Source organism: Pseudomonas paraeruginosa, assembly GCF_003025345.2.
GTDB lineage: Bacteria > Pseudomonadota > Gammaproteobacteria > Pseudomonadales > Pseudomonadaceae > Pseudomonas > Pseudomonas paraeruginosa.
This window is the reverse complement of sequence record NZ_CP020560.1, coordinates 1,625,161-1,651,175: the sequence shown is the minus strand read 5'-3', so window position 1 is coordinate 1,651,175 and position 26,015 is coordinate 1,625,161. Positions and strand designations below refer to the sequence as shown.

28 protein-coding genes are annotated in these 26,015 nt (G+C 68.0%); 12 read left to right on the top strand and 16 right to left on the bottom strand.

The window, feature by feature from the left end:
- Nucleotides 1-73: 73 nt before the first annotated feature.
- A complete protein-coding gene (locus tag B7D75_RS07900; protein ID WP_012074843.1) occupies nucleotides 74-1,099 on the bottom strand; it encodes a Leu/Phe/Val dehydrogenase in 1,026 nt (341 codons plus the stop codon).
- Nucleotides 1,100-1,320: 221 nt separating this feature from the next.
- Here B7D75_RS07900 and B7D75_RS07895 point away from each other — a divergent pair, with 221 nt between their 5' ends.
- Nucleotides 1,321-2,133 carry a SirB1 family protein gene (locus B7D75_RS07895; RefSeq protein WP_012074842.1) on the top strand — a complete coding sequence of 271 codons (813 nt, stop codon included), beginning with the start codon at nucleotides 1,321-1,323 and terminating at the stop codon, nucleotides 2,131-2,133.
- A gap of 6 nt (nucleotides 2,134-2,139) precedes the next feature.
- On the opposite strand, the gene B7D75_RS07890 is transcribed toward B7D75_RS07895, so the two are convergent.
- The 3 genes from B7D75_RS07890 to B7D75_RS07880 form a co-directional block, all read right to left on the bottom strand.
- Entirely contained in the window at nucleotides 2,140-4,623 is a 2,484-nt protein-coding gene (locus B7D75_RS07890) for a LuxR C-terminal-related transcriptional regulator (RefSeq protein ID WP_107113897.1), read from the bottom strand.
- A 149-nt stretch (nucleotides 4,624-4,772) separates the two neighbouring features.
- Nucleotides 4,773-6,143: a DUF1329 domain-containing protein gene (locus tag B7D75_RS07885; RefSeq protein ID WP_012074840.1), complete on the bottom strand. Its 1,371-nt coding sequence runs from the start codon at nucleotides 6,141-6,143 to the stop codon at nucleotides 4,773-4,775.
- Nucleotides 6,144-6,199: 56 nt separating this feature from the next.
- Nucleotides 6,200-7,957, bottom strand: coding sequence for a DUF1302 domain-containing protein (locus B7D75_RS07880; RefSeq protein WP_012074839.1), 1,758 nt, complete (start codon nucleotides 7,955-7,957; stop codon nucleotides 6,200-6,202).
- A 284-nt stretch (nucleotides 7,958-8,241) separates the two neighbouring features.
- Here B7D75_RS07880 and B7D75_RS07875 point away from each other — a divergent pair, with 284 nt between their 5' ends.
- From B7D75_RS07875 to B7D75_RS07865, 3 genes are all read left to right on the top strand, one after another.
- Nucleotides 8,242-8,985 carry an AraC family transcriptional regulator gene (locus B7D75_RS07875; protein ID WP_074197349.1) on the top strand — a complete coding sequence of 248 codons (744 nt, stop codon included), beginning with the start codon at nucleotides 8,242-8,244 and terminating at the stop codon, nucleotides 8,983-8,985.
- Nucleotides 8,986-9,074: 89 nt separating this feature from the next.
- Nucleotides 9,075-10,481, top strand: coding sequence for an NAD(P)/FAD-dependent oxidoreductase (locus B7D75_RS07870; protein ID WP_058146114.1), 1,407 nt, complete (start codon nucleotides 9,075-9,077; stop codon nucleotides 10,479-10,481).
- A gap of 32 nt (nucleotides 10,482-10,513) precedes the next feature.
- Nucleotides 10,514-10,858: a cupin domain-containing protein gene (locus tag B7D75_RS07865; RefSeq protein WP_003150308.1), complete on the top strand. Its 345-nt coding sequence runs from the start codon at nucleotides 10,514-10,516 to the stop codon at nucleotides 10,856-10,858.
- Nucleotides 10,859-10,877: 19 nt separating this feature from the next.
- Here the strand turns inward: B7D75_RS07865 and B7D75_RS07860 are convergent, their stop codons facing one another.
- The 7 genes from B7D75_RS07860 to B7D75_RS07830 form a co-directional block, all read right to left on the bottom strand.
- Nucleotides 10,878-11,648: a crotonase/enoyl-CoA hydratase family protein gene (locus B7D75_RS07860; RefSeq protein ID WP_003091874.1), complete on the bottom strand. Its 771-nt coding sequence runs from the start codon at nucleotides 11,646-11,648 to the stop codon at nucleotides 10,878-10,880.
- A 116-nt stretch (nucleotides 11,649-11,764) separates the two neighbouring features.
- Complete coding sequence (locus B7D75_RS07855) at nucleotides 11,765-12,676, bottom strand: SDR family oxidoreductase (RefSeq protein WP_034081880.1); 912 nt, start codon at nucleotides 12,674-12,676, stop codon at nucleotides 11,765-11,767.
- A 115-nt stretch (nucleotides 12,677-12,791) separates the two neighbouring features.
- Nucleotides 12,792-13,085, bottom strand: coding sequence for a hypothetical protein (locus tag B7D75_RS07850; protein ID WP_033996625.1), 294 nt, complete (start codon nucleotides 13,083-13,085; stop codon nucleotides 12,792-12,794).
- A gap of 99 nt (nucleotides 13,086-13,184) precedes the next feature.
- On the bottom strand, nucleotides 13,185-14,081 hold the full coding sequence (locus B7D75_RS07845; RefSeq protein WP_043101429.1) for an alpha/beta fold hydrolase: 897 nt from the start codon (nucleotides 14,079-14,081) through the stop codon (nucleotides 13,185-13,187).
- Nucleotides 14,078-14,857 (bottom strand): class II aldolase/adducin family protein, encoded by a 780-nt coding sequence (locus tag B7D75_RS07840; protein ID WP_034081882.1) that lies wholly within the window; start codon nucleotides 14,855-14,857, stop codon nucleotides 14,078-14,080. Before B7D75_RS07840 ends, B7D75_RS07845 begins: the two co-directional genes overlap by 4 nt.
- A 128-nt stretch (nucleotides 14,858-14,985) precedes the next feature.
- The gene (locus B7D75_RS07835) at nucleotides 14,986-15,672 is read right to left on the bottom strand and encodes an LrgB family protein (RefSeq protein WP_003150315.1); all 687 of its coding nucleotides are present in this window, start codon (nucleotides 15,670-15,672) and stop codon (nucleotides 14,986-14,988) included.
- Nucleotides 15,659-16,048 carry a CidA/LrgA family protein gene (locus B7D75_RS07830; RefSeq protein WP_003150317.1) on the bottom strand — a complete coding sequence of 130 codons (390 nt, stop codon included), beginning with the start codon at nucleotides 16,046-16,048 and terminating at the stop codon, nucleotides 15,659-15,661. Before B7D75_RS07830 ends, B7D75_RS07835 begins: the two co-directional genes overlap by 14 nt.
- 95 nt (nucleotides 16,049-16,143) lie before the next feature.
- Here B7D75_RS07830 and B7D75_RS07825 point away from each other — a divergent pair, with 95 nt between their 5' ends.
- Nucleotides 16,144-17,046 carry a LysR family transcriptional regulator gene (locus B7D75_RS07825; RefSeq protein ID WP_003150319.1) on the top strand — a complete coding sequence of 301 codons (903 nt, stop codon included), beginning with the start codon at nucleotides 16,144-16,146 and terminating at the stop codon, nucleotides 17,044-17,046.
- Nucleotides 17,047-17,098: 52 nt separating this feature from the next.
- Here B7D75_RS07825 and B7D75_RS07820 read toward each other — a convergent pair whose 3' ends face one another.
- The gene (locus B7D75_RS07820; protein ID WP_012074830.1) at nucleotides 17,099-17,551 is read right to left on the bottom strand and encodes a flavodoxin; all 453 of its coding nucleotides are present in this window, start codon (nucleotides 17,549-17,551) and stop codon (nucleotides 17,099-17,101) included.
- A 196-nt stretch (nucleotides 17,552-17,747) separates the two neighbouring features.
- Between B7D75_RS07820 and folM the strand changes: the two genes are divergently transcribed.
- The 5 genes from folM to B7D75_RS07795 all read left to right on the top strand — a co-directional run bounded on the left by folM (nucleotide 17,748) and on the right by B7D75_RS07795 (nucleotide 20,230).
- Nucleotides 17,748-18,452, top strand: coding sequence for a dihydromonapterin reductase (folM, locus tag B7D75_RS07815; protein ID WP_107113896.1), 705 nt, complete (start codon nucleotides 17,748-17,750; stop codon nucleotides 18,450-18,452).
- 17 nt (nucleotides 18,453-18,469) lie between these two features.
- A complete protein-coding gene (gene folE / locus B7D75_RS07810) occupies nucleotides 18,470-19,030 on the top strand; it encodes a GTP cyclohydrolase I FolE (protein WP_034081885.1) in 561 nt (186 codons plus the stop codon).
- Nucleotide 19,031: 1 nt separating this feature from the next.
- Nucleotides 19,032-19,403 (top strand): dihydroneopterin triphosphate 2'-epimerase, encoded by a 372-nt coding sequence (gene folX, locus B7D75_RS07805; RefSeq protein ID WP_003150326.1) that lies wholly within the window; start codon nucleotides 19,032-19,034, stop codon nucleotides 19,401-19,403.
- 128 nt (nucleotides 19,404-19,531) lie between these two features.
- Nucleotides 19,532-19,843, top strand: a complete 312-nt coding sequence (locus B7D75_RS07800) for a DUF1244 domain-containing protein (protein ID WP_003150328.1) — start codon at nucleotides 19,532-19,534, stop codon at nucleotides 19,841-19,843.
- 48 nt (nucleotides 19,844-19,891) lie between these two features.
- Entirely contained in the window at nucleotides 19,892-20,230 is a 339-nt protein-coding gene (locus B7D75_RS07795) for a HopJ type III effector protein (RefSeq protein WP_034081886.1), read from the top strand.
- Nucleotides 20,231-20,422: 192 nt separating this feature from the next.
- On the opposite strand, the gene B7D75_RS07790 is transcribed toward B7D75_RS07795, so the two are convergent.
- Nucleotides 20,423-20,638 carry a TOBE domain-containing protein gene (locus tag B7D75_RS07790; protein ID WP_003091900.1) on the bottom strand — a complete coding sequence of 72 codons (216 nt, stop codon included), beginning with the start codon at nucleotides 20,636-20,638 and terminating at the stop codon, nucleotides 20,423-20,425.
- Between the two features lie 414 nt (nucleotides 20,639-21,052).
- Nucleotides 21,053-21,691: a peroxiredoxin gene (locus tag B7D75_RS07785; protein ID WP_034081890.1), complete on the bottom strand. Its 639-nt coding sequence runs from the start codon at nucleotides 21,689-21,691 to the stop codon at nucleotides 21,053-21,055.
- A 205-nt stretch (nucleotides 21,692-21,896) separates the two neighbouring features.
- Between B7D75_RS07785 and B7D75_RS07780 the strand changes: the two genes are divergently transcribed.
- Nucleotides 21,897-22,106, top strand: coding sequence for a DUF6316 family protein (locus tag B7D75_RS07780; RefSeq protein WP_034081893.1), 210 nt, complete (start codon nucleotides 21,897-21,899; stop codon nucleotides 22,104-22,106).
- A 202-nt stretch (nucleotides 22,107-22,308) separates the two neighbouring features.
- Complete coding sequence (locus B7D75_RS07775) at nucleotides 22,309-23,880, top strand: malate:quinone oxidoreductase (protein WP_034081895.1); 1,572 nt, start codon at nucleotides 22,309-22,311, stop codon at nucleotides 23,878-23,880.
- A gap of 159 nt (nucleotides 23,881-24,039) precedes the next feature.
- Here the strand turns inward: B7D75_RS07775 and B7D75_RS07770 are convergent, their stop codons facing one another.
- Both B7D75_RS07770 and B7D75_RS07765 read right to left on the bottom strand, forming a co-directional pair.
- The gene (locus tag B7D75_RS07770) at nucleotides 24,040-24,705 is read right to left on the bottom strand and encodes a YceH family protein (RefSeq protein WP_034081898.1); all 666 of its coding nucleotides are present in this window, start codon (nucleotides 24,703-24,705) and stop codon (nucleotides 24,040-24,042) included.
- Nucleotides 24,706-24,818: 113 nt separating this feature from the next.
- Complete coding sequence (locus B7D75_RS07765; RefSeq protein ID WP_053813558.1) at nucleotides 24,819-26,003, bottom strand: thiolase family protein; 1,185 nt, start codon at nucleotides 26,001-26,003, stop codon at nucleotides 24,819-24,821.
- Nucleotides 26,004-26,015: the final 12 nt, after the last annotated feature.

Below are 26,015 nucleotides of genomic sequence, written 5' to 3'. Positions count from 1 at the left end.
AGCGGCGCGGCGGGGGTGGCCCGCACTGCCGCTGGCGAGGCGCGCTGGCGGCCTCGCCGGAAACGCCGGCCCGTCAGTGCGGGCCGTAGAGAATCCGCTCCGCCAGGCGATCGGCGATCCGCGCCGGCGACTGGTGGTCGGCCTGGGCGTGGGCGTAGATCTCGGTGAGTCGCGCGGGGATCCGCGCCAGGTGCGCGGTGATGCTCTGCGCATCGGCGCCGCGATGCTTGAGGGCTACGTAGATCAGGCCGCCGGAGTTGATCACGTAGTCCGGGGCATAGAGGATCCCGCGCGCCTCCAGCTCGTCGGCGACCTCCGGCCGCTCCAACTGGTTGTTCGCCGCCCCGGCCACCGCCGCGCAGCGCAACTGGCTGACGCTGTGGCTGGTGAGCACGCCGCCCAGCCCGCACGGCGCGAAGATGTCGCAGGGCGTGGAGAGCAGCGCCTGGGGCGCCAGCGGGTGGGCGCCGAGCTGCTCGACCGCCAGTTGCACCCGCCCGGGGTCGAGATCGCAGACCAGCAGCTCGGCGCCGACCGCCGCCAACTGCTCGGCCAGCGCGTAGCCCACGTGGCCGAGCCCCTGTACCGCGACCCGCAGGCCCTCCAGGTCGTCGCTGCCGAGGCGCGCCTGGGCGCTGGCGCGGATCCCGGCGAAGATCCCGAGGGCGGTGTGCGGCGACGGGTCGCCGGCCAGGGTGGTGCTGGTGACGTGGCGGGAGTGCTGGGCGATGCAATCCATGTCGGCGCTCGAGGTACCGCTGTCCACCGCGGTGATGTAGCGCCCGCCGAGGCTTTCGATGAAGCGGCCGAACGCCTCGAACAGCGCGCCGCGATTGTCCAGGTGCGGCGGACGGATGATCACCGCCTTGCCGCCGCCCTGCTCGAGTCCGGCCAGCGCCGCCTTGTAGCTCATGCCCTGGGCCAGGCGGATGGCGTCGCCGATGGCGGCTTCGTCGCTGGGATAGGGCAGATAGCGACAGCCACCCAGCGCCGGGCCGAGTCGCGTGCTGTGGATGGCGATAATGGCCTTGAGTCCCGTGGCCGGGTCTTGGGCGAGGTGAAGACCCTCGAGCCGGGCCGCGTCCATCATGTCGAACATGCTGGGGCTCCCCTGCTTGATGCTTGTTATCCGGGCCGCGCCGTTGCCGGCCGGCCTCCTCAGTATAGGCAGGCCCCGGCGAAACGCCCGGCGCGGCAACGGTGGGCACTGGACGAAGCCCCGGCGGGCGGTTACAACCATGGGGGTCCGCCGATCGAAACCGGCCCTGCCCGTCCCGCAGGGCCGAATCTCACGCGATCCCGGCGCGCCAGGAGAAAGCCATGGAGCCGCGTCAAGCCTGCCTCGATTGCCTCGCCCAGGAGCCGCCCGCACTGTTCGAGGCGGCCCTGTGGATCGCCGCCGAGCACCTTCCCGCGTATCCGCCCGGCCAGTCGCAGCGCACGCTCGACGAGCTAGCCCGGCAGATCGGCGCCAGTCTCGACGACCGCGCCTCGGCCAGCGAACGGGCGCAGGGGCTGCTGCGGCGCATGAGCGAACAGGGTTTCTGCGAGGACGACGACTTCCCCCTGCAGCCACGTTCGGCCCTGCTCCCGCTGGTGCTGCAACGCCGCCAGGGGCAGCCGCTGTCGCTGGCGCTGGTGGCCATGGAACTGGCGCGCCGGCTGGAGATTCCGCTGGTCGGGGTGAACTTCCCGGGCCGCTTCCTGCTCCGCGTGCCCCAGGCCGATCACCTGCTCGACCCGGCGACCGGGCGCCGCCTGTACACTCCCGACTGCCGCGAACTGTTGCTGCGCCTGCACGGACCGAAGAGCGAACTGCAAGCCGCCTACCTGAAGCAGGCCAGCGCCGGGGAAGTCCTCCAGCGCCTGTCGCGCAACCTCCGCCAGCTGCACGCCGCCGCCGGCGAACCGCTGGCGGCGCTGAAGGACGCCCAGCGGGTGATCGAGCTGGGGCCGGTGGGTGCCGCCGACCACGAGGCGCGCGCCGCGCTGTACCGGCAACTGGACTGTCCGCAGGCGGAACGCTATGACCTGGAGCGCGCCCTGCTGCTCAGCGAAGACCCCACCGAGCAACTGCGCCTGGGCCAGCGGCTCGGCGAACTCGCCCCGCCGCCCGGCCGCGCCCTGCACTGAACGATTTCAGGCGAGCAGGCCGAGGGCCTTGGCCCGCGCCACCGCCTGGGTCCGCCGGGCCACGCCGAGCTTGCCGTTGATGCGCCGGGCGTGGGTTTTCACCGTGTGCAGGGAAATGAACAGCTGCTCGCCGATCTCCTGGTTGGAGCAGCCCTGGGCGATCAGTCCGAGAACCGCCAGCTCCCGGCAACTGAGCGGGCTGAGCCCTTCCTCGTCCTCGCCCGGCAGGGCGGCGAACAGCTGCGGCTGGCGTTGCCGCAGGCGCCGTTGCGGCAACTGCAGGCCAAGCCGCCCGGCCAGTTCCAGGCCGCTGCGCAGCGATTGCTGGGCCTGGGTCAGCTGGCCGGCGAGGAACTGGCACTCGGCGATGGCCATGCGCACCTCGCAGAGCAACGTCTGCCGGCCCTGTGCCTCGAGTACCGCGAGCAATCCACGCAGGCGCGCCTCGGCGGCGGCGCTGTCGCCGCCATAGAGTTCGGCCAGCGCCAGCTGGTGTTCCACCCGCGCCTCCAGCTCCGGCTCCGAAGGCGGCGACAGGCGCGCGCGCCCCGGCTGGAAGTAGGCACGCACCCGCAGAAGGATCTCCCGCGCCTGGTGCGGACGGCCCTGCTGCAAGGTCAGCGCGGCGCTGACCAGCAGCAGGGCGCCGCGGTACAGCGAGTCGGGCACGTGACGCTGCTGCATCAACCGTTCGACCTCCAGCAGGCGGTTGAACGCCGCGTCCAGGTCGCCCTGGCCCGCCTCCAGCAAGGCCAGCCCGAGATAGCCGTAGAGCACCCAGGGATCGCGGTTGGCCCGTGCCTGCTCCAGCCCCTGCCGGTACCACTGCCCTGCTTCGCCGTCGCGCCCCTGTTGCAGGCACAGGCGCGCGCGACGCAGGGTGATCCGGCCGAGCATCGGGCTGCCCTGCTGGCCGAGGTCCTCGAGGTAGCGCTGGGCGCGGTCGAGAACGCTCTCCGCGCGCACCAGTTCGCCACGCGATTCCAGCCACTGCGCGCGATCCAGCTCGATCAGCGCCTCGAAGATCAGGCTATCGTGCTCGCGCGCCAGGCGCAGGGCGTCGCGACCGACCAGCCGCGCCTGGTCCATCCGTCCCTCGATCATCGCCAGCTGCATCAGCGCCGAATGGCAGATCAGCCCCTGCGACCAGGCGTCTTCCGGCAGGTGTTCCAGGGCCTCGCGCAACTGCCCGGCGGCGCCACGCTCGCCCCGGCAGTGCAGGAGGATCCCGTACAGCCCCTGCCATTGCGCCAGCAGCGACCTCTGGCGGGCGGCCGAAGGCATCGGCTGGAAGCGCGCCAGTTGCCCGATGCAAGCCTCGGCCTCGGCCAGGCGCCCGGCATATAGCAGCGCCCAGGCATTCAGGATCACCAGGCGCGGCGTGCTGGCCAGCAGCGCCGCCGGAAGCTCGTCGCGCAGGGCCAGGACCAGGCCGATGTTGTGGCCGTGCAGCAGTTGCTCCTCGGTAAGCTTCTGCAACAGCGCGGCGGCGGTCTCCGGCTCGTCGGCGGCCAGAGCCTGGTCGACCGCCTCGCGGGTTTCGCCATGCTCGGCGAACCAGTGGCAGGCGCAGCGGTGGAACGCCGCCTGCGGCCGGTGCGGCGATGTGCGCCAGACTTCGCGGATCGCCGCCGGCAGGCGATAGCGCTGGAGGCCGTCGGCCTGCAACGGGAAGCCACGCGCGAGCAGCTCGTCCAGCCCCTGCGGCAGGGACTCGAACAGGCGGCGGAACAGCCCGCTGCCGACATGCGGCAGCCAGGCCAGGGCCCGTGCCGCGTCGGCCAGCGGCAGCGACAGGTCGTCGAGAAGTTCATGTTGCAGGTATTCCTGCAACAACGGGCCAGCCTGTTCCTCGCCGACCAGCAGCCCCAGGCGCAGCGCGGCGCACCAGCCGCCGCTGCGCTCGAGCAGCGCAACGGCAGCGTCGGCGTCGGCGCGACGTCCATGCAGGCGCAGCAGGTCGGCGACTTCCGTGAGGTCGAAGGCCAGCTGGCCGGCGTCGACCTCGCGCAGCTCGCCTTCCAGCAGCAGGCGGGTCAGGTTGCATTGCGGTCGTCGCCGGCTCGCCAGCCACCAGCTGACCCGAGGGGAAGCCGCGCTCAGCAGGCGATCGAGACAGGCGTCCAGCGCCGGATCGGGACAGCGTGGGTAATCGTCGAGCAGCAGCCACAGCGCGGATGCGTTGCGCAGCCGTCGGCACAGTTGCGCCTCGTCGCCGTCCTCGGGCAGACCGAGGGCGCCGGCCAGGCGGCGGCGGAAGGTCGCGGGGTTCAGCGCTTCCCCGCCCAGCGCCAGCCAGGCCACCTGCACGCCGGGCGGCGCCTGCCGCGCGCACTCCCCCAGGAGCACGGTCTTGCCGCTGCCGGCGGGCGCGCAGAGCAGGCGCAGGCGGCATTCGCCGCGCAGCAGCGGCTGGTGCAAACGGGGCCGCGGCAGGTGCTGCGGCGGCAGCCGCGGCAAGGCGGCGGGCAGCTCGGTCGGCTCGGTCATGGCAGTGCTCTTGTTCTGTCGAAGCGCCTTGCCGGGAGCCTAGACCGAGCCCGCCACGCGGCTGAACGATGATTGCGCCGGGTGATGGGCCGTCATAACGAACGAGCGCGTCGGCACAAGCCGACGCGCTCGTCGCGACTGGCCGGGACTCAGCGTACCCCTGCGTTGCGCAGGGCGGCCGGGGTGTAGTCGGCGGACGAGGCCTTGAAGCCGAACACGTAGCCGCGCTTCTCCTCGTTGTTCATGCCCAGCGCCAGGTAGCGACCGGCGATCACGTCGTAGAGCGCCTCCAGGGTGTAGCCGGCGACCTTCTGGTCGTAGTGGTACTGCGCGTGGCCCTCGCCGACCCGCCAGAGCTGGCCGCGACCGTCGTAGTGGTCGACCAGGGCGATCTGCCAGCTGTCCTCGTCGATGTACATGTGGCGCTTGGCGTAGATGTGCCGCTCGCCCGGCTTCACCGTACCGACCACTTCCCACACCCGGTGCAGCTCGTAGCGGGTCAGGTCCTGGTTGATGTGCCCGGCCTTGATGATGTCGGCGTACTTCAGGGTCGGGTCGTTGAGCTTGTAGGCGTTGTAGGGGATGTACATCTCGCGCTTGCCGACCAGCTTCCAGTCGTAGCGGTCCGGGGCGCCGGAGAACATGTCGAAGTTATCCGAGGTGCGCAGGCCGTCGGCGGCGGTGCCCGGGCCATCGTAGGCCACCTGCGGGGCGCGCCGCACGCGGCGCTGGCCGGCGTTGTAGACCCAGGCCAGGCGCGGCTCCTTGACCTGGTCGAGGGTCTCGTGGACCAGCAGCACGTTGCCCGCCAGGCGCGCCGGCGCGGTCACCTGCTGCTTGAAGAAGGTGAGGATGTTGGCCGCCTTGCCCTGGTCGAGGTCAGGCATGTTCTGCGGGAATGCCACCGACTCCTCGAAGCGGATCGGCGTGAAGCTGCCGTTGGTCTGCGGAGTGGCCTGGACGATGGTGCGCTTGAGGTTGCCGCCGCGGTAGCGGGTGATGTGGTTCCAGAGCACTTCCACGCCGTTCTTCGGGATCGGGAAGGCGTAGTAGCGGCTCTTCTCGAAATTCGACAGGCCGTTGCCGTCGTTGATCGGCTGCACGTTCAGTGCGCTCTGCTTGGCCGCCTCGTCGATCTCGGCAGGCAGGGCCACCGTGCGATGGGTCTTGTACACCGGGATCCGGTAGGTCTCGGGGTAGCGCTTGAACATCGCCAACTGGCCGTCGGAGAGCTTGTCCTTGTATTGCTCGACGTTCTGCGCGGTGATGGTGAACAGCGGCTTCTCGTCGGCAAAGGGATCGGAAAGGAAGCCCTTGCCGTCGACCTTGCCGGCGCTGGCCGCGAGGCCGCCGGTCCAGGCCGGGATGCTGCCGTCGGCATTGCCTTCCTTCTGCGCGCCGATGGGGGTCAGGCTGCTGCCGAGTTTGGCGGCCTCGTCGGGCGAAACCGCCGCCGTCACCGAACCGGCCAGCAGGCTGAGGGCCAGCGCCCCGGAGGACAGGAGTCGTGCTGTTTTCATGCGTCGTTATCCTTGTTCGTATCCGCGAAAGCGGCCGCCCCGAAGGGCGGCGGACCTCAGAAGTTCACCCCGAAGCTCACCGCGAGGAAGTCGCGGTCGTTGATCGGGTTGTAGTCGCCGCCGAAGAAGTCGGTGTAGCTGATGCTGGCGGTATAGGTGTTCTGGTAGTCGGCATCGAGGCCGACGCTGACGGCCTTGGCGCCCTCGCTGAAGTTCGGCCCGTAGCCTTCGACGTCGTGCGACCAGGCCAGGTTCGGCTTCAGGTTGACCCCGGCGAACACGTTGGGATATTCGAGGATCCCGCGCAGGCGGTAGCCCCACGAATTGCGCGTGTAGAAGCCGTGGCTGTTGCACTCCTGCGGGTTGGCCACGTTGAGCGCACCGGTGCACAAGGCGTTGTTCGGCAGTTCGCCGATGCCGTAGATGGCGTCGCGGCCGTAGCGCAGGTCGTCGCCGTCGACCCCGCTGAGGTGGTTGTAGCCGACCTCGCCGACCACGGTCAGGCGGTCGGCCGCCAGCACCCGGTCGAAGAACTGGGTGACGGTGACCTGTGCCTGGGTCACCGGCTTGCGCACGTAGCCGTTGATCACCTCGCCGGCGCGCGGGGTGGCGAAACCGCTGTCGTAGATCGGGTTGCCGAACATGGTGGACGGGTAGATCGCGGCGATCGACATGTCGGTGCTGTTGATCTGCAGCGGCATGTTCGGCCGGTAGCTCAGCTCGCCGGCCACCGAGGTGCTGCCGATGTTGGTCTGGAAGCTCAGGCCGTAGAGGCGGATGTCCTCGGGATAGTCGATGAAGTAATAGCCGGTGGAGCGGCCGGTGACCGGGTCGGAGGTGGCCAGGCCGTTGCCGGCGATCACGCTGTAGTACGGGTTGCGACTGTGGTAGTTCATCGCGTACAGGCCGAACTCGGTGTCGTTCAGCTCCGCCGCGTACCAACGCAGGGCCAGGCCCCACTGGCCGCTGTCGCGGGCATCGCGATCGCCGGCGCGCGGCAGGTAGCGGTAGCCGTTGGCCGGATTCGGGTCGAAGTCGCTGCCGGCGTAGACCATCCGCTCGCAGCCATCGGCGACCACGTCGGTGGTGGAGAAGAAGGTGCCGCAGTTGTCGATCACCGTCTGGTCCCATTCCAGCTGGTAGAAGCCTTCGACGGTCACGGCATCGCTGATGCCCTGGGACAGGTAGAGCATGTTCACCGGGATCAGGCCTTCCTTGATCTCCGCGCCGGGCCGGCGGAACGCGGCGACGTCCATCGGGTTGATGCTGTTGATCGAGTTCTGGATGAAGGTGCTCTCGCCCCAGCTCACCACCTGCTTGCCGACCCGCACGCTGCCGGGCAGGTCGCCGATGGTGTAGTTGTGGTAGAGGAAGGCATCGAGCAGCTGCGCCCCGGAGGACTTGGCGCCCTCCTTGCGGTTGTGGTCGTCGATGTCGTAGAGCAGGCGGTGTTCGTCCTTCAGCTCGAAGTCGTACCAGTACTTGCCACGGAAGAACGCGCCGGTGTCGCCGTACTTGAGTTCGAGATCGTGGATGCCCTTGAAGATCTTCGAGAAGGTCTCGCCCTTCTTGAAGTTCAGCCGGCCGTCGTCGGAGGTCTGCGACGAGGCGTGACCGCCGTTGCGGGTACCGATGTAGTCCTTGTCGGCGGAACGCATGGACCAGCTGGCCCCCACCGAGAGCGACGAGTCGAATTGCCCTTCGATCTCGCCGATGTTGAATGACACGGCCGAGGCCTGGGTGGCGCAACCCAGGGCTGTGGCCGCAGCGAGTGCGTGCAGGGGGAAGATTCCGCGCCTTTTTGTTGTTGTCATGCGGCTCTCCTGACAGGGTCGAGGTGGCTACACCCTACCCAGCGCCCGGCACGCCGGTAAGCGCACCAAGGAGGTATTCCGAGCGTCGCCCGAAAGAGTGAACGGGTGCCCTGGAACGCGCCTCTGCCGGTGCCATATGCAGGATGGATACGCCATCATCCAGTACGTGGATGAAGTCGCGGCACTGTTCCGCCGACGACGGCGATGGCATCCTTCATCCCATGCAGCCCGAACAAGCCATTGCCGACGACCGCGACCTCGCCGACGCCACCCGCGAGACCGTGATGCGTTACCACCTCAGCTGGAAGCACCGCGACATCGACGCGGTGATGGCGCTCTATCATCCCGAGGTCGAATACAACGACTTCTTCCAGAACCGCCGGATGCGCCTGGCCGATCTCCGCGAGTACGTCGAGGCGACCATGCCCAAGGGCCCCGACGAGTCGCTGGAGCACACCGACCGTATCCGCTTCGACGGCGATACCGCGTTCATCCAGTACCGCCTGCGCGTGACCCTCAGCGGCCGCCTGGCTTCGTTCCGCGCCAGCGAGGCGATCAGCGTGCGCGACGGCCTGATCTGGCGCATCAACGAATACGCCTCGCTGGTCCACGAAAGCGGCGGCGGAGCCCAGGCCGGCGGCGACGGCCGGCCGCCGGCCAGCCGCCTGGGGCTTTCGGCCAAGCAGCTGAGCCTGCTGGCGCGCGACCTGGAGCACTACTTCCAGCAGGCCCAGCCCTATCTCGACCCGGACCTGGACCTGACCCAGGTGGCCAACGCCACCGGCTACACCCGCAACCAGATTTCCTACCTGCTCAACCAGGTGCTCGGCCTGAGCTTCTACCAGTACGTCAACCAGACCCGCCTGCAGCACCTGCTTGGCCAGCTCTCCGGCGAGCTGCCCGGACGGGTCGACGAACTGGCCTTCGCCGCCGGCTTCAATTCGCTGTCGGCCTTCTACCGCTGTTTCCGCCAGCACACCGGCCAGTCACCGCGCGAATACCTGAAGCGCCTGTCGCCGCGCCGCTGAGATTTCCCAGCGGACCCGCGCGCACGACAAGCGCGCGGCCGCTTCCTACTCTCGCCGCATCCTCCTTCCCTCTTGCTACGGAGCCTTCTATGTCGGCCTGGCGCCATCTGAGCCTGTGGATGAATCAACTGGACGAACCGCTTGCCGCGCGCCCGTCCCTGGAAGAATCCCTCGAGGTCGACGTGGCCATCGTCGGCGCCGGCTATACCGGCCTGTGGACCGCCTATTACCTGAAGACCCAGGCGCCGCAGTTGCGCGTCGCCATCGTCGAGGCCGAGACCGCCGGCTTCGGCGCCTCGGGGCGCAACGGCGGCTGGCTGATGGGCAACCTGCTCGGCGAGGACCGCCTGCTCTCCGCGCTACCCGCCGAGCGCCGCCGGACCGGCTACGACCTGCTGCACGGGATTCCCGACGAAGTCGCGCGGGTGCTGCAGGAGGAAGGCATCGACTGCGACTACCGCAAGGGCGGCGTGCTCTATTGCGCGGCACGCTACCCGGAACAGGAACGCCGCCTGCGCGCCTATCTGCACGATCTGTATGCCGAAGGCCTGGACGAAAGCGACTACCGCTGGCTGACGCCGCAGGAGCTCGATCAGCAGTTGCGCATTCCCGGCAGCTACGGGGCGATCCATTCACCGCACTGCGCCACCATCCAGCCGGCCAGGCTCGCGCGCGGCCTGGCCCGCGCGGTAGAGCGCCTGGGCGTGCGGCTGTTCGAGAAGAGCCGGGTGCGCCACTGGCAACGCGGCCTGCTGCGCACCGAGCGCGGCGAACTGCGCGCCGAATGGATCGTGCCGGCGGTGGAAGGCTATGCCGCCAGCCTGCCGCCGCTGGGCAACCACCAGCTGCCGGTGCAGAGCCTGCTGGTCGCCACCGAGCCGCTGCCGTCGTCGGTCTGGGCGGAGATCGGCCTGGAACGCGGCCAGGCCTTCAGCGAATTCAGCCGCCAGGTCACCTACGGCCAGCGCACCGCCGACGATCGCCTGGCCTTCGGCGCGCGGGGCGGCTACCGCTTCGGCGGCAGGCTGCGCAGCGACTTCAGCCTCGACGACGAGGAAGTCGGCCTGCGCCGCCAGCTGTTCGGCGAACTCTTCCCACTGCTGCGGGATGTGAAGATCACTCATACCTGGGGCGGCAACCTGGGCATGGCGCGGCGTTTCCACCCGCACATGCTGGTCGACCGCGCCAGTGGCATCGCCCTTTCCGGCGGCTATGGCGGCGAAGGAGTCGGCGCCAGCAACCTCGGCGGCCGCACCCTGGCCGCGCTGATCCTCAGCGAGGACAACGAACTGGTGCGCCAACCCTGGGTACTGCGCGAACGTGCGCTGGGCAGCCTGGCCCGCTGGGAACCGGAGCCCTGCCGCTGGCTCGGCTACAACGCGATCATCCGCAGCTTCGTCCATGAGGACCGGGTCCTTGCCGACCCGCACAGCGCGCCCTGGCGACGCAGCCTGGCGCAAAGCCTCGCGGCCGGCATGGAAAGCCTGATGCGCTGAGAATCCCCTCCACCTCCCACAGAGAAACCCACATGGCCCTCACCCTTCTGAAAAATACCGCCGGCGCCGATCTTGGCGCCGCCAGCCCGGTCGCGGTGCCCCTCGGCGAGCCGGTCGCGCAGACCCGCGCCTATGCCGTGGAGCGCGCCGACCAGGTGGAAACCGGCATCTGGGAATGCACGCCCGGGCGCTGGCGGCGACAGATCGTCGAGCAGGAGTTCTGTCACTTCCTGCAAGGCCGCTGCAGCTTCACCCCGGACGGCGGCGAGACCATCCGCATCGAGGCCGGCGACGCCCTGCTGCTGCCGGAGAACAGTCTCGGCGTGTGGGACGTGGAGGAAACCGTGCGCAAGAGCTACGTGATCATCCACCGCTAGCCCGCGCGGCGCGACGGCGTCACTCGAAGCGCCCGTGGCGCCCCTCGCCGTCCTTGAAGCGCTGCGCGCCCTCCAGGGTCTCGCCGCTCTCGATGACCGCCAGCCCGCCCTGGAATTCGTTGGCCAGGGCCACGTCGAAGGACAGTTCCCACTGCGCGTATACGCTGGCGCGGTCGGCGAGCATGCAGGTCTGCGGGAAGGCGGCGAGTTCCGCCGCCAGTTCCTCGGCCTCGGCTCGCGCCGAACCGCTCGGCACCACCCGGTTGGCCAGGCCGATCTGCAACGCTTCGTCGGCCTTCACCGGCCGCCCGGTGAGGATCAGGTCGAGCGCCCGGCCCTGCCCGACGATCCGCGGCAGGCGCACGCTGCCGCCATCGATCAGCGGCACGCCGAAGCGCCGGCAGAACACTCCGCAGATGGCGTCCTCGGCCATCACCCGCAGGTCGGCGAGCAGCGCCAGCTCCAACCCGCCGGCCACCGCATAGCCTTCGATGGCGGCGATCAGCGGCTTGCCGAGCTGCATGCGACTCGGTCCCATCGGCCCGTCGCCCTCCGCCTCCAGGCGATTGCGCCGCTCGCCATCCTCGGCCACCGCCGCCAGGTCGGCGCCAGCGCAGAAATTGCCGCCGCTGCCGGTGAGTACCGCGACCCGCGCCGTATCGTCCGCTTCGAATTCGCGCAGGGCGTCGGCCAGGGCCTGGGCGGTCGGCCGGTCCACCGCATTGCGCCGCTCCGGGCGAGCGATGACCAGGGTGGTGACCGGGCCGTTGCGTTCGACGATGACACTCATGGCAGACTCCCTGCGGGAAACGCGAAAAAAGACACCGGGCGGATGGACGAAGACCGGCGTCAGCCGGTCTTCACCTTAGTCCTTTTCGCGCCGCCGCGCCGCCTCCGCCGGGCGCCTCAGAGCGCGTGTCTCTGCAGGTTGGCCATCATTTCGCGGAGCGCCTCGACGTTGTCCGCCGGGTGCGCGGCGTTCTCGAAGTCGCAGATCTGCTGCCAGTGCGCGGCCACGTCCCCCGCGTCGAAGCCGGCCTTCGGATCGAAGCCGAAGCCCAGGCTGCGCTCCCAGCGCACCTTGCCGATCCAGCCACCGCCGACCTCGTAGAGGCCCGAGGTATCCTCGCAGGCCGAGCTGCCGAGATAGACCACCAGCGGGCTGACCAGCTCCGGCTTGAGCTGCTCGAAGACCTGCGGCGGGATCAGCCCCTCGGTCATCCGCGTGCCGCCGGTGGGGGCGATGGCATTGACCAGGATATTGTTCTTGCGTCCCTCCAGGGCCAGGGTGCGGGTCAGGCCGTAGAGGCCGAGCTTGGCCATGCCGTAGTTGCTCTGGCCGAAGTTGCCGTAGATGCCCGAGGTCGAGGAGGTGAACACCACCCGCCCGTAGGCCTGCTCGCGCAGGTGTGGCCAGGCGGCGCGAGTGACCTTGTAGGCGCCTTCGACATGCACCTGGTAGACCAGGTCCCAGTCGGCGTCCTCCATCTTGTGGAAGGTCTTGTCACGGAGGATGCCGGCATTGTTGACCACCACGTCGACGCGACCGAAGGCATCCAGCGCGTTCTCCACTATCCTGCCGCCGTCCGTGACCGAGTCGTGGTTGGCCACCGCGGTACCGCCGGCGGCGCGGATTTCCGCCACTACCCTGTCCGCCGCCGAGGCACTGGCGCCTTCGCCATGGGTGCTGCCGCCGAGGTCGTTGACCACCACCCTGGCGCCGTGCTTGGCGAACAGCAGGGCGTGGGCGCGGCCGAGGCCGCCGCCGGCTCCGGTGACGATCACGACTTGGTCGTCGAAACGCAGGGCATCGCTCATGTTCGGGACTCCAGGGCAGTAGGAAGGATCGCCCGAGTGTCGGCCAGCCCGCCGGCGGGGACAAGGCTTCGCGCCGCCATGAATGGCGTCCGATAAGGGATGGGGATGTTCGCCCTCAGTCGAACGGGATGTACAGCCGGCCGCGCGGACCGAGCTTGAACAGCCACCAGTCGTAGTTGCGCCGGGCCACCACCAGCAACGCGCTGCCGAGCAGCGCCAGGACCGCTCCCGCGGCGTACCAGCGGTTGCCCTGGTGCCAGCACAGGTAGGCGAGCCCCAGCGCCAGCAGCAGGCCGAGTTCGGCGAGGATCAGCCCGGATTGGCGGATGAACGGCTGGGCCAGCACCAGTTGGCGGAACAGCCAGGAACCCTCGTCGAATACACGCAGGGGAGAAACGGGATCGTGCATGGAACCTCCACGGGCTGATGGAACGGCCTCGTCCTGCGAGGCGCCAGCACCCTAGCCCCGATCCCGTCGCGAAGACACTTGCTGCAATCTCAAACTCGGTTAAGAAAACTCTGAATCATCCACTCGGGCGCGAAACGCCATGTAATGTTCGAGCACCGCCCCCGGCGCCTCGATCTGCGGATAGTGGCCGATGCCATCGAGCAGCACGCAATCGGCATCGCGCACCAGTTGCCGATAGCGCTCGACCATGTGCGCCCCGGAAATCGGGTCGACGGCGCCGTCGATCACCCGCAGCGGCACCCCGCCGTGCTGCAACGCCGCCACCCAGCGCTCGCGCTGCTCGCGGCGGTCGACGATGTAGTGGATCAGGCGATGCATCACCCGCTGCCCCTGGTTGCTTTCGATCAGGCTCCAGAAGGCGTCCAGCTCCGCCTCGCCGGGCTGGCTGCGTGGGCCGAAGACCCTGGCGAAGTTGCGCGCCAGGGCGCGGCGGTCGAACAGCCGGGCGAACAGCCCGCCCAGCGGGCTCAGCAATAGCTTCTGGCTGAGCACCGGCCGATGCGTTTCCGGGAACAGCCCGCCGTTGAGGAACACGCAGGAGGCGAGTCGCAACCGACCTTCGTGATGGCGGGCGAGCAGTTCCTGGGCGACGCTGTCGCCGTAGTCGTGGGCCAGCACGTGCAGCGGCTGGTCGATTCCCAGGCGGCCGAGCAGCGCCTGTTGCAGGTCGGCCTGTTCCAGCAGGCTGTAGCGATGCCCGCGCGGCTTGGCCGAGTCGCCGAAGCCGAGCATGTCGCAGGCCAGTACGCGGTAGCGCCGCGCCAGCGGTTCCCAGAGGTAGTGCCAGTCCCAGGCGGCGCTGGGGAAGCCGTGGATCAGCAGCAGCGGCTTGCCCTGCCCGGCCTCCCAGTAGCGGATCGGGAAGCCCTTGAAGTCCAGGCTGCGGCCCTGCGCGCGCCAGGCCTCCAGGGGGATGCCCGGCAGCGCCGCGCTCACTGGCGATAGCCCGGATTCTGCTGGTCGAGCTTGCGCAGCAGCGCCGGCCAGGCCAGTTGGCCGCCCATGCCGGTCTTGCTGCGCATCACCCCGGCGATCATGTCGCGCGCGCCGGCGAGGATCTGCCCGGGAATGTGGATCAGCTCCACGCCGCCGCCCTGCGCCATCACCTGCACCTCGCAGGCGCGCTGCAGGGTGAACATCATCAGGAAGGTGTCGGCGATCGAGCCGCCACAGGTGAGCAGGCCGTGGTTGGGCAGGATCAGGAAGTTACTGGCCCCCAGGTCGGCCTGCAGCCGGGCCTTTTCCTCATGGTTCAGGGCGACGCCCTCGTAGGCGTGGTAGGACAGGCTGGAAAGCACGAACAGCGACTGCTGCGACAGCGGCAAGAGGCCCTGCTTCTGGCAGGACACGGCGATCCCCGCCGCGGTATGGGTGTGCAGCACGCACTCGACGTCGTGGCGAACCTCGTGCACCGCACTGTGGATGGTGTAGCCGGCCGGATTGATCTCGTAGGGGCTGTCCATCAGCTTCTTGCCGCTGGCGTCCACCTTCACCAGGCTGGAAGCGGTGATCTCGTGGAACATCAGGCCGAACGGGTTGATCAGGAAATCCTCGGTGCCGGGCACCTTGGCGGAAATGTGGGTGAAGATCAGGTCGTCCCAACCGTGCAGGGCGACCAGCCGGTAGCAGGCGGCGAGATCGACGCGGGCCTGCCATTCGGCGGCGGACACCTGGGCTTGCACATCGGTGGGCAGGGAGTGAACGGCAGTCACGGCGGCATCCTCTTTTGTCGTTGTCGGATGCCCGGAGTCTAGCCCCGCCCTCCTCCGCCGACTGTCGCCGGGCTTACACTCGCGCACCCGCTGAATGACGGGGGATTCAGCCAGCCTATGCGCGACGCCTACAGGCAGTGGGCGACCAGCGGCGCAACCAGCAGGTTGAACAGCCCGGTCATGACCATCAGCAGGCCCGCCGCCGAGCCCTCCTCGCCGCCGAACTCGTAGGCCCGGCTGGTGCCGGCGCCGTGCGCGCCAACGCCGAACAGCGCGCCCCGCGCCAGCGGCGTGCGCAGGCGCAGCACGCGCAACAGGGTGCCGCCGATCACCGCGCCGAACACCCCGGTGATCATCACGAAGGCCGCGGTCAGCTCCGGTACGCCGCCGAGGTTGTGCGACATCTCCATGGCGAACGGCGTGGTGATCGAGCGCGGCAGCAGCGACAGGGTGACCTGGCCGTCCAGCGCCAGTGCCTGGGCCAGGGCCCAGGAACTGCCGATGGCCACCGTGGTGCCGGCGAGCATGCCGGCCAGCAGCGCCGGCCAGTGGCGCACCAGCAGGGCGCGCTGCTGCCAGATCGGGATGGCGAAAGCCACGGTCGCCGGGCCGAGCAGCGCCACCAGCCAGTCGGTGTCACGGGCGTAGTCGGCGTAGCGGGTATGGGTGGGGATGGCCAGGGCGTAGAGCAGCAGCGGGACGAACACGATCGGCGACAGCCAGTACCATTTCACCCGGCGGTACAGCTGGCGGCTGAGCAGATAGCCGCCGACGGTCGCCAGCAGCCAGAACAGGGCCTGCTTATCGAGACTCATGGCGCGTCCTCCAGCGACACATCCATTCCACCGACACCGCGGTGACCAGCATCACCAGTAGGGTGCTGAGCATGATCACCAGCAGGATCCGCCAGCCCTCGCTGCGCAGCAGCGCGCCATAGTCGAGCAGGCTCATCAGCGCGGGGATGAAGAACAGCAGCATCTCCGCCAGCAACAGGCCGGCGCCGGCCTGCAGCCAGGCCGGACGCAGCAGGCCGCTGGCGAACAGCAGCAACAGCGCCGCCAGGCCGACCACACCGCCCGGCAGCGGCAGGCCGATGGCCTTCGCCAGCCAGCCGCCGGCCCACCAGAAGGCGATGAGCACCGCCAGTTCGGCGGCAAGGCGGGAAAGACGGCGGACGAGCGGGGGCAACATGGGAAAGGCCTTGGCTGGGAAATCGGGGATGGAGAAAGGATAAGGCCCGGCCTATCATCCCCAAAGCGAATTGTCCGCATGAGAGCCATTCCAGAATGGAATTCCGTCAACTCCGCAGCTTCGTCGAAGTGGTCCGCCAGGGCAGCTTCACCCAGGCTGCGCAGGTCCGCCACGCCAGCCAGTCGACCATCAGCAAGCAGGTCGCCCAGCTGGAGCAGAGCCTCGGCGTGCAGGTACTGGAGCGCAACGGCCCGCACGTGCGCCTGACCGACGCCGGCGCCGTGGTGTTCCGCCGCGCCGAGGAAATGCTGCGGCTGCGCCGCGACCTGCTCAGCGAACTGGACGACCTCAGCCAGCTCAACCGCGGCGAACTGCGCCTGGGCCTGCCGTTGCTCGGCGCCGACGCGCTGTTCGCCCAGCGCTTCGCCGAATACCGGCGGCGCTATCCGAACATCGCCGTGCACCTGGTGGAAGGCGGCAGCAAGACCATGGAGCAGGCGGTGCTGGCCGGCGAGCTGGAACTGGCCGGCAGCCTCACCCCGGCGGACGACGGCTTCGACTACCAGCCGTTCTGCAACGAACCGCTGGACGTGCTGCTGCCGGCCGGGCATCCCAAGGCCTCGGCCGCCAGCGTAGCCCTCGGCGAACTGGCGGACAGCCCGTTCCTGCTCTACCAGCAGAGCTTCACCCTCAACGACCGCCTGCTGCGCGCCTGCCTGGAGGCAGGGTTCAGCCCGCGCGAGGGCGGCCGCAGCGGCCAGGCCGACTTCCTCGGCGCGCTGGTGGCGGCCAACCAGGGGGTGGTCCTGCTGCCACGGGTGATCGCGCGCGAGATCGAACGCCCGGGAGTGGTGCGGGTCCTGCTCAGGGAGCCGGACCTGCGCTGGGACATCGCCTTCATCTGGCGCCGTGGTGGCTACCTGTCGCGGGCAGCGCAGGCCTGGCTGGAGCTGCTGCGCGAGCGGCCGCTGGAACAAAGCCCGGCGCAGGACGAATAACCGCTACGCTATCCGCCACCTCGGCAGGCGTTTCGGCGGGGCAAGCCCGGGATCAACCCTCGAGGGCGGCGACGAACTCGGCCAGCCAGGGTTCGGCGTCGGTCTCGGGGGTAACGGTTTCGCTGGCATCCAGGCGCAGCATCGGCAGCACTTCGCGCACGCCCAGCTCGCCGAACAGCTCGCGAACCTGCTCGCCACCGCCGCAGAAGGTGTCGCCGTAGCTCGAGTCGCCCAGGCCGATCACCCCGCCAGGCAGGCCATGCCAGGCCGGTAGCTGGTCGCGGATCGCGTAGTACAGCGGTTGCAGGTTGTCCGGCAGCTCGCCCATGCCGGTGGTCGAGGTCACCACCAGGAACGCCTCGGGAGCGAAGGCCTTGAGTTCGTCGAGGCTGGCGCGCGGCAGATGAGTGGCGTCGAGGCCGGCCGCGGCCAGCAACTTCTGGGCGTGCCGGGCGACTTCTTCGGCGGTGCCGTAGACCGAGCCGGAGAGGATGGCGACTTTCATGAACACTCCGTAAGCCAACAGGGATAAGCCGGGCATTATGCCGCATGCGCTCGCCGAGCGGGATGCAGCGAATCGCGCGTCCAACGCGGACAGCCTCCCGCCGCCCGCAGGGCGCCCGCCGCGCAAGGCTTTGCCCGACTGACGTAGTCGGGTACCCTGCATCCATCCGATTCCTTTCGCCCGCTGTGAGAGTCCCATGGCGACAGCCCCCATCCTGATCACCGGCGCCAGCCAGCGTGTCGGCCTGCATTGCGCGCGACGCCTGCTGGCCGACGGCGAGTCGGTGATCGTCAGCTACCGCCGCGAACGCCCGGCGCTGGACGAGCTGCGCCAGGCCGGCGCGCTGGTCCTGCACGCCGACTTCGCCAACGAGGCCGGCATCCTCGCCTTCATCGAGACGCTCCGGCAGCGCACCGACAGCCTGCGGGCGATCGTCCACAACGCCTCGGACTGGATCGCCGAGACGCCCGGCCATGAGGCCGAGGCGTTCCAGCAATTGTTCAGCGTGCACATGCTCGCGCCCTACCTGATCAACCTGCACTGCGCCGAGCTGCTGGAACGCTCGCAGCCCGCCGACATCGTCCACCTCACCGACGACGTGGCGCGCAAGGGCAGCGCCCGGCGCATCGCCTATTGCGCGAGCAAGGCCGGGCTGGACAACCTGACCCTGTCGTTCGCCGCGCGCCTGGCGCCGAAGATCAAGGTCAACGCCATTTCACCGGCGCTGGTGATGTTCAACGACGGGGACGACGCCGAATACCGCGCGCGCACCCTGGCGAAATCCGCCCTCGGCATCGAGCCGGGGCCGGAAGTCATCTACCAGAGCCTTCGCTACCTGTTGGACAATCCCTACGTCACCGGGACCACCCTGACCGTGAACGGCGGCCGCCACGTCAAGTGAGGCGCCAAGGACCCCTTATGAACCCAGCACTTTCCCAGCACTACCGGGAGATCCTCGTCGGTCTCGGCGAAGACCCGCAGCGCGAAGGCCTGCTCGATACCCCCAAGCGCGCGGCCAAGGCCATGCAGTACCTCTGCCACGGCTACGGCCAGACCCTGGAGGAAATCGTCAACGGCGCGCTGTTCGCCTCGGACAACGACGAGATGGTCATCGTCCGCGACATCGAGCTGTACTCCCTGTGCGAACACCACCTCCTGCCCTTCATCGGCAAGGCCCACGTGGCGTACATTCCCACCGGCAAGGTGCTCGGCCTGTCGAAGGTGGCGCGGATCGTCGACATGTTCGCCCGCCGCCTGCAGATCCAGGAGAACCTCACCCGGCAGATCGCCGAGGCGCTGCAGCAGGTGACCAGCGCCGCCGGCGTCGCGGTGGTGATCGAGGCCCAGCACATGTGCATGATGATGCGCGGCGTGGAAAAGCAGAACTCGCAGATGTTCACCTCGGTGATGCTCGGCGCGTTCCGCGAGTCGAACACCACCCGCCAGGAGTTTCTGCAACTGATCGGAAGGAGCAAGTGACATGCCGCGACTGGAACCGGGAATGGCGCGTATCCGCGTCAAGGACCTGCGCCTGCGCACCTTCATCGGGATCAAGGAGGAGGAGATCCTCAACAAGCAGGACGTGCTGATCAACCTGACCATCCTCTACCCGGCCACCGACGCCGTGGAGGTCAACGACATCGAGCACGCCCTGAACTACCGCACCATCACCAAGGCGATCATCCGCCACGTCGAGGAGAACCGCTTCGCCCTGCTCGAACGGATGACCCAGGAAATCCTCGACCTGGTGATGGAGAACCCGGCGGTGCGCTATGCCGAAGTCGAAGTGGACAAGCCGCACGCGCTGCGCTTCGCCGAATCGGTGTCGATCACCCTCGCCGGCCATCGCTGAGGCGGGCGACGGGCGAACCGCGTGACCACGCGCACAAGCGTTGCCCCGCGCACGCGGCAACTCTTATCATCGCCGGACCTGGCCCTGTGCCTGCACCCTGCCCCGAGCCATCGTCGAGAATCACCGCCATGACCGCAGCCAACCTCACCGAACAGCAACGCCTGGAGCTCGAAGCCGCCGCCTTCCGCACCCTGGTCCATCATTTGCAGACCCGCAAGGATGTGCAGAACATCGACCTGATGAACCTCGCCGGTTTCTGCCGCAACTGCCTGTCCAAGTGGTACAAGGCGGCAGCCGACGACCTCGGCGTGGAGGTCAGCAACGACCAGGCCCGCGAGGAAATCTACGGCATGCCCTATGCCGAATGGAAAGCCAAGTACCAGAAAGAAGCGAGCCCGGAACAACAGGCCGCCTTCGCCAAGAGCCAGGGCAAGGCCTGAGGCCCGCGCCCCTTGCCAACCCTGCCCCAACACCATGAGCCTGTTTCGATGACCCTGACCGATTTCCGCGCGCGCCTGCGCAGCGAGCAGCACCTGTTCACCGACACCCTGGCGTTCATCGCCGAGCACTACAGCTACACGCCGAGCGCCTTCGACAACGGCAGCGTGAGCAACCCGGCTGGGCAGAACGAAGGTTCCTGCAAGACCCTGGGCTTCGCCATCCTCGAAGGCCTGAGCCTCGAGGAAACCCTGCTGGCCTTCGGCGAGCACTACCGCGCGGTACGCGACAACCCGGAAGGCGACGACCACGCCAACATCCGCGCCCTGCAACAGACCGGCCTGGCCGGCGTGCATTTCGAGCGCCAGCCGCTGTCGCGCCGGGGCTGAGCACGCCCCACGGCGGATGACCGCGAGCGGTTATTCGTCCTACCGGCCGCCGCCGGACGGCCCCCTCTCCCGCGTGCAGTAGAGGATCGGGAAAGGGCAGGCACCCGGCCTTGCCGATACGCCGACGAAAAAAGGCGGGACCTCCTCGGAGTCCCCGCCCTTCTCGCCGCCGCAACCGCGGCGCAGCCAGCCTCACAGCTTGGCGATGGACACCTCGGTGGATTTGACGAAGGCGATCACTTCGCTGCCGATGGCCAGCTCCAGCTCCTTCACCGAACGCGTGGTGATCACCGAAGTGACGATGCCGGCGGCGGTCTGCACGTCGATCTCGGACAGCACCGGCCCTTCGATGATTTCCTTCACGGTGCCCTTGAACTGGTTACGGACATTGATGGCTTTGATGGTCATGGCGTTCTCCTTGGGGAGTCGGAACGAGGCATGGTTGGGTTAGAGCGCCCGGCGCAATTGCGTGGACAGGGGGGAAACGGGATCGGGTTGCGGCGGCGATCGCCGGGAGCGCCGCGGGAAGGAAGGCGAGCAGGGCCAGCCAGGCCCGGCAGCGCCGCAGAGAGGCGATCATGGGTCCGCTCCTCGAAAGAAGGTGGATGAGCGAGCCTTCTCCCCGTCTGGCGGGCAAGTCAGAGCCGGTTACGGTTAACGATACAAAGCGCCGCCAAGACGCGCCGGAACGAAAAAAAGAGGGCCGGTCGAAACCGGCCAAAAACCCTGCTCGTGGCTAAACAGCGTTGCAAGACGGCACGCACCGTCGAATAAAAGGTCCCACCTGCCGTGCCTGCCCAGGCAGGCGGGACGAATCCGGCTTCAGCGGTTGGGCTGGGGCGTCAGGCGCAGATAGGGCTTCACCGCGCGATAGCCTTTGGGAAAACGCCGCTTGATCTCTTCCTCGTCCTTCAGCGAAGGCACGATCACCACCTCGTCGCCGTCCTCCCAGTTGGCCGGCGTGGCGACCTTGTGGTTGTCGGTCAGTTGCAGCGAATCGATCACCCGGAGGATCTCGTTGAAATTGCGCCCGGTGCTCGCCGGGTAGGTGATGATCAGGCGCACCTTCTTGTTCGGGTCGATGATGAACAGCGAGCGCACGGTCAGCGTGTCGCTGGCGTTCGGGTGGATCAGATCGTAGAGCTCGGAGACCTTGCGGTCGGCGTCGGCGATGATCGGGAAATTGACCCGGGTGTCCTGGGTCTCGTTGATATCGTCGATCCACTTCAGGTGCGACTCCACAGGGTCCACCGACAGCGCCAGGACCTTGACCCCGCGCCGGGCGAACTGCTCCTCGAGCTTGGCGGTGAAACCCAGCTCGGTGGTGCACACCGGGGTGAAGTCGGCCGGGTGGGAGAACAGCACGCCCCAGCTGTCGCCCAGCCACTCGTGCAGGCGAATGCGCCCTTCGCTGGAGTCCTGTTCGAAATCGGGGGCGATGTCGCCGAGTCTGAGGCTCATGGGGGCCACTCCTTGTTCGTGTTGGAGGCCACTATGCCCAAGGTATCCATGCGTTAAAAAGAATATATTTCGATTTTCTTATAACCGGAATAACAGAACCGCTCCTTCGCCTGGAAATCCCGCGCCTTTCGTCCGTCGTCGCCTTCCCCCGCCACACCGCGCCTACACTGGAACCATCCTGAACCGCTATTTCGGAGCCGCCGCCATGTTGGGAAAACGCGCCACCGACCCCGCCCCGGCCACCCACTTCCGCAGCGAACGCATAAGTTCGGTGAATGGCCAGTACTTCTTCTCCACCCGCGAGGGCACCCTCGAAGGCCCCTACTTCACCCGCTATGACGCCGAACGGGAGATCGACGCCTATATCCGCCGGATGCGCCAGTCCAGCGAGATCCAGGCAAAGGGCACGGGCTGAAACGATACAGGCGGCGGTTTCATTTCCCGGCCGCTGAAACGTTCAAGAAAGGGAAGGCAGGTATTCTCGGCGGAACGCCGAGGCAAATGTCACCGCATGTGAACGCACTCACATCGGGGGTGAGTTCCAGTATCATTCACCCGGTGAATACCTGCCACGTCGTGCGTATCCACGCTTCTCCATGTTTTCTAGCGGTAAATCCATGAAAAAAATCTTATTGATGCTTCTGTGCGTCAGCGTGCTGGGTTGCTCCAAAAACAGCGTCGAATCGGAAAAACCGGTCGACGTGCTCCTGATCGGTGGCGGCATCATGAGCGCCACCCTGGGTACCTACCTGAACGAACTGGAACCGGGCTGGACCATCGAGATGGTCGAGCGCCTGGACAAGGTCGCCGAGGAAAGCTCCAACGGCTGGAACAACGCGGGCACCGGTCACTCGGCGTTCTGCGAACTGAACTACACCAGCGAGGCCGCGGACGGCTCGATGGACATCAGCAAGGCGGTGGCGATCAACGAGAACTTCGAGATCTCCAAGCAGTTCTGGGCCTACCAGGTCGACCGCAAGGTACTGAACGATCCGAAGTCATTCATCAACAACGTCCCGCACATGAGCTTCGTCTGGGGCGACGACAACGTCGCCTTCCTCAAGAAACGCCACGCCGCCCTGCAGCACAGCTCGCTGTTCCGCGGCATGGAGTACTCGGAAGACCCCGAGCAGATCAAGCAGTGGGTGCCGCTGGTGATGGAAGGCCGCGAGCCGGGGCAGAAGATCGCCGCCACGCGCATGTCGATCGGCACCGACGTCAATTTCGGCGAAATCACCCGCCAGCTGGTGGGCTCGCTGACGGCCAAGGACACCTTCACGCTGCGCCTGCAGCATGAGGTGCGCGACATCAAGCGCAACGACGACAATACCTGGACCGTGACCATGGCCGACCTGGCCAATGGCGACAAGGAAACCAGCGTCAAGGCGAAGTTCGTCTTCATCGGCGCCGGCGGCGGCGCGCTGAAGCTGCTGCAGATGTCCGGCATCCCCGAGGCCGAAGGCTACGCCGGCTTCCCGGTGGGCGGCTCGTTCCTCGCCACCACCAACCCGGACGTGGTCAAGCGCCACCTGGCCAAGGTCTATGGCAAGGCCTCGGTGGGTTCGCCGCCGATGTCGGTGCCGCACCTCGACACCCGCATGATCGACGGCAAGCCGGTGCTGCTGTTCGGTCCGTTCGCCACCTTCTCCACCAAGTTCCTGAAGAACGGCTCGCTGTGGGACCTGCCGGGCTCGGTGACCAGCGGCAACATCGGCCCGATGTTCAACGCCGGTATCGACAACCTCGACCTCAGCCAGTACCTGATCGGCCAGCTGATGCTCAGCCAGGACGACCGCATGGCCTCGCTGCGCGAGTACTTCCCGGAAGCCCGCGACGAAGACTGGAAGCTGATCCAAGCCGGCCAGCGCGTGCAGATCATCAAGAAGGACGCCGAGAAAGGCGGCGTGCTGCAGTTCGGTACCGAGGTGGTGACCGCCGCCGACGGCTCCGTCGCCGCCCTGCTCGGCGCCTCGCCGGGTGCCTCGACCGCCGCGCCGATCATGCTCTCGGTGCTGGAAAAGGCCTTCAAGGACAAGGTCGCCACCCCCGAGTGGCAGGCGCGCCTGAAGGAAATCGTGCCGTCTTACGGGCGCAAGCTGAACAACGACATCGAGCTGACCAACAGCACCCGTGCCTGGAGCAGCGAGCGCCTGCAACTGATCCACGTGCCGGTGCAGCCGGAGGCCTGATCGTCCACCGACGCTCGCGCATGAAAAAGCCCGGCAATAGCCGGGCTTTTTTCGCTGGCGTTCGCCTTGCGGGGCGGCGCACCGGCGGATAACGCCGCTGGCGCTACTCGTCCTGCCTTGGCTGGGGGAGAGAGGGATCGATTAGCCGCACCCGCGATGTCACACCCCTCCTTCGAGCCTGGCCAGGCGCTCCTCCAGCGCCGCCAGACGCGTCTCCAGCTCGGCGATGCGCGCCTCCGCATCGGCCGACAGAGCGGCCGGCGCGGCGCGTTCCGGGTCGCTGCCCATCGCCGCCACGGCGGCCTCGAGGTCGGCCTGGCTGCCGAGCAGGTGCATGTAGCGGTCCTCGCGTTGCCCGGCGCGACGCTCCAGGTGCACGGCCAGGCCGCGACCGGCAAGGCGCTCGAGGTGGTGGCGGATCTGCTCGACATCGTCGAAGTCGTGCAGGCGGTTGCTGCGGGTGAGCAGCTCGTTGAGGGTCTGCGGACCGCGCAGGAACAGCAGGCCGAGCAGCGCCACCTGTGGCGCCACCAGCTCCAGGCCCTTGCCCAGGGTGTGCTCCCAACGGTCGGCGCGGCTGCCCATCACCAGTTTCACCAGGCCGCGCCCCTCGAGCTGGCGCAGGCTCTGGCCGACCTGGCCGGGGGTGAGGTTCATCACCGGCTCGCGGCTAGTCTTCTGGTTGCAGGCCAGGACCAGCGCGTTGAGGGTCAGCGGGTAGGTTTCCGGAGTGGTCGCCTGCTTCTCGACCAGGCTGCCAAGAATCCGCGCATCGACGGCGCTCAGCGGGTCATCGACGAACGGCGAGTTGGGCTCGGTGGACATCGCTACATCCCTATGCAAGGAAAAGGCGACTAGCCTAGCGCGAGTCGCCCGCGATGGCACGGCGCGTTGCGTAAGAAAAAACCCAAGGCGGGCAGCGCGCCGCCGGTGGCGGATCAGCGCAGCGCTTCGAACAGCCCGCTGGCGCCCATGCCGCCGCCCACGCACATGGTCACCACGCCGTAGCGCAGATTGCGCCGACGCAGTTCACGGACCAGGTGGCCGACCTGGCGCGAGCCGGTCATGCCGAACGGGTGGCCGATGGCGATGGAGCCGCCGTTGACGTTGTACTTCTCGTTGTCGATCTCCAGCCGGTCGCGGCAGTACAGGCACTGCGAGGCGAAGGCCTCGTTGAGCTCCCAGAGGTCGATGTCGGCGATCTTCAGGCCCTTCGCCTTGAGCAGCTTGGGCACCGAGAACACCGGGCCGATGCCCATCTCGTCCGGCTCGCAGCCGGCCACGGTGAAGCCGCGGAACAGGGCCTTGGGTTCGAGCCCCAGCTCCAGCGCCTTGTCCAGGCTCATCAGCAGGGTCATCGAGGCGCCGTCGGAGAGCTGCGAGGCGTTGCCGGCGGTGACCGAACCGTCTTCGGCGAACGCCGGTTTCAGCGAAGCCAGGCCTTCGAGGGTCGTGTCCGGGCGGTTGCAGTCGTCGCGGTCGACCACTCCGTCGAGCAGCTGTTTCTCGCCCGTGGCCTTGTCCTCCACGGCGTAGCGGGTGGTCATCGGCACGATCTCGTCGGCGAACAGCCCCGCGGCCTGGGCCCGCGCCATCCGCTGCTGGCTCTGCAGGGCGTAGGCGTCCTGCGCCTCGCGGGTGACGCCGTAGCGGCGGGCGACGATTTCTGCGGTCTGTCCCATCGGGTAGTAGATGCCCGGCACCTCCCTTTGCAGCAGCGGGTTCACCAGGTGATCGGTGTTGACGCTCTTCAGGGTCAGGCTGATCGACTCGACGCCGCCGGCGACGATCACGTCGCTGCAGCCCGAGGCGATCTGGTTGGCGGCGATGGCGATCGCCTGCAGGCCGGAAGAGCAATAGCGGTTGAGGGTCATCCCCGGCACCTGGATGCCGAGGCCGGAGAGCACCGCCACGTTGCGTCCGATGTTGTGGCCCTGGGCGCCTTCGTTGGAACCGGCGCCGACGACGCAGTCGTCCACCAGCAGCGGGTCGAGGTCGTTGCGCGCCAGCAGCGCGTCGACGCAATGGGCGGCCATGTCGTCCGGCCGGGTCAGGTTGAACTTGCCGCGGAAGGACTTGGCCAGGCCGGTCCGGACGCTGTCGACGATCACCACTTCACGCATGGAAGAACCCTC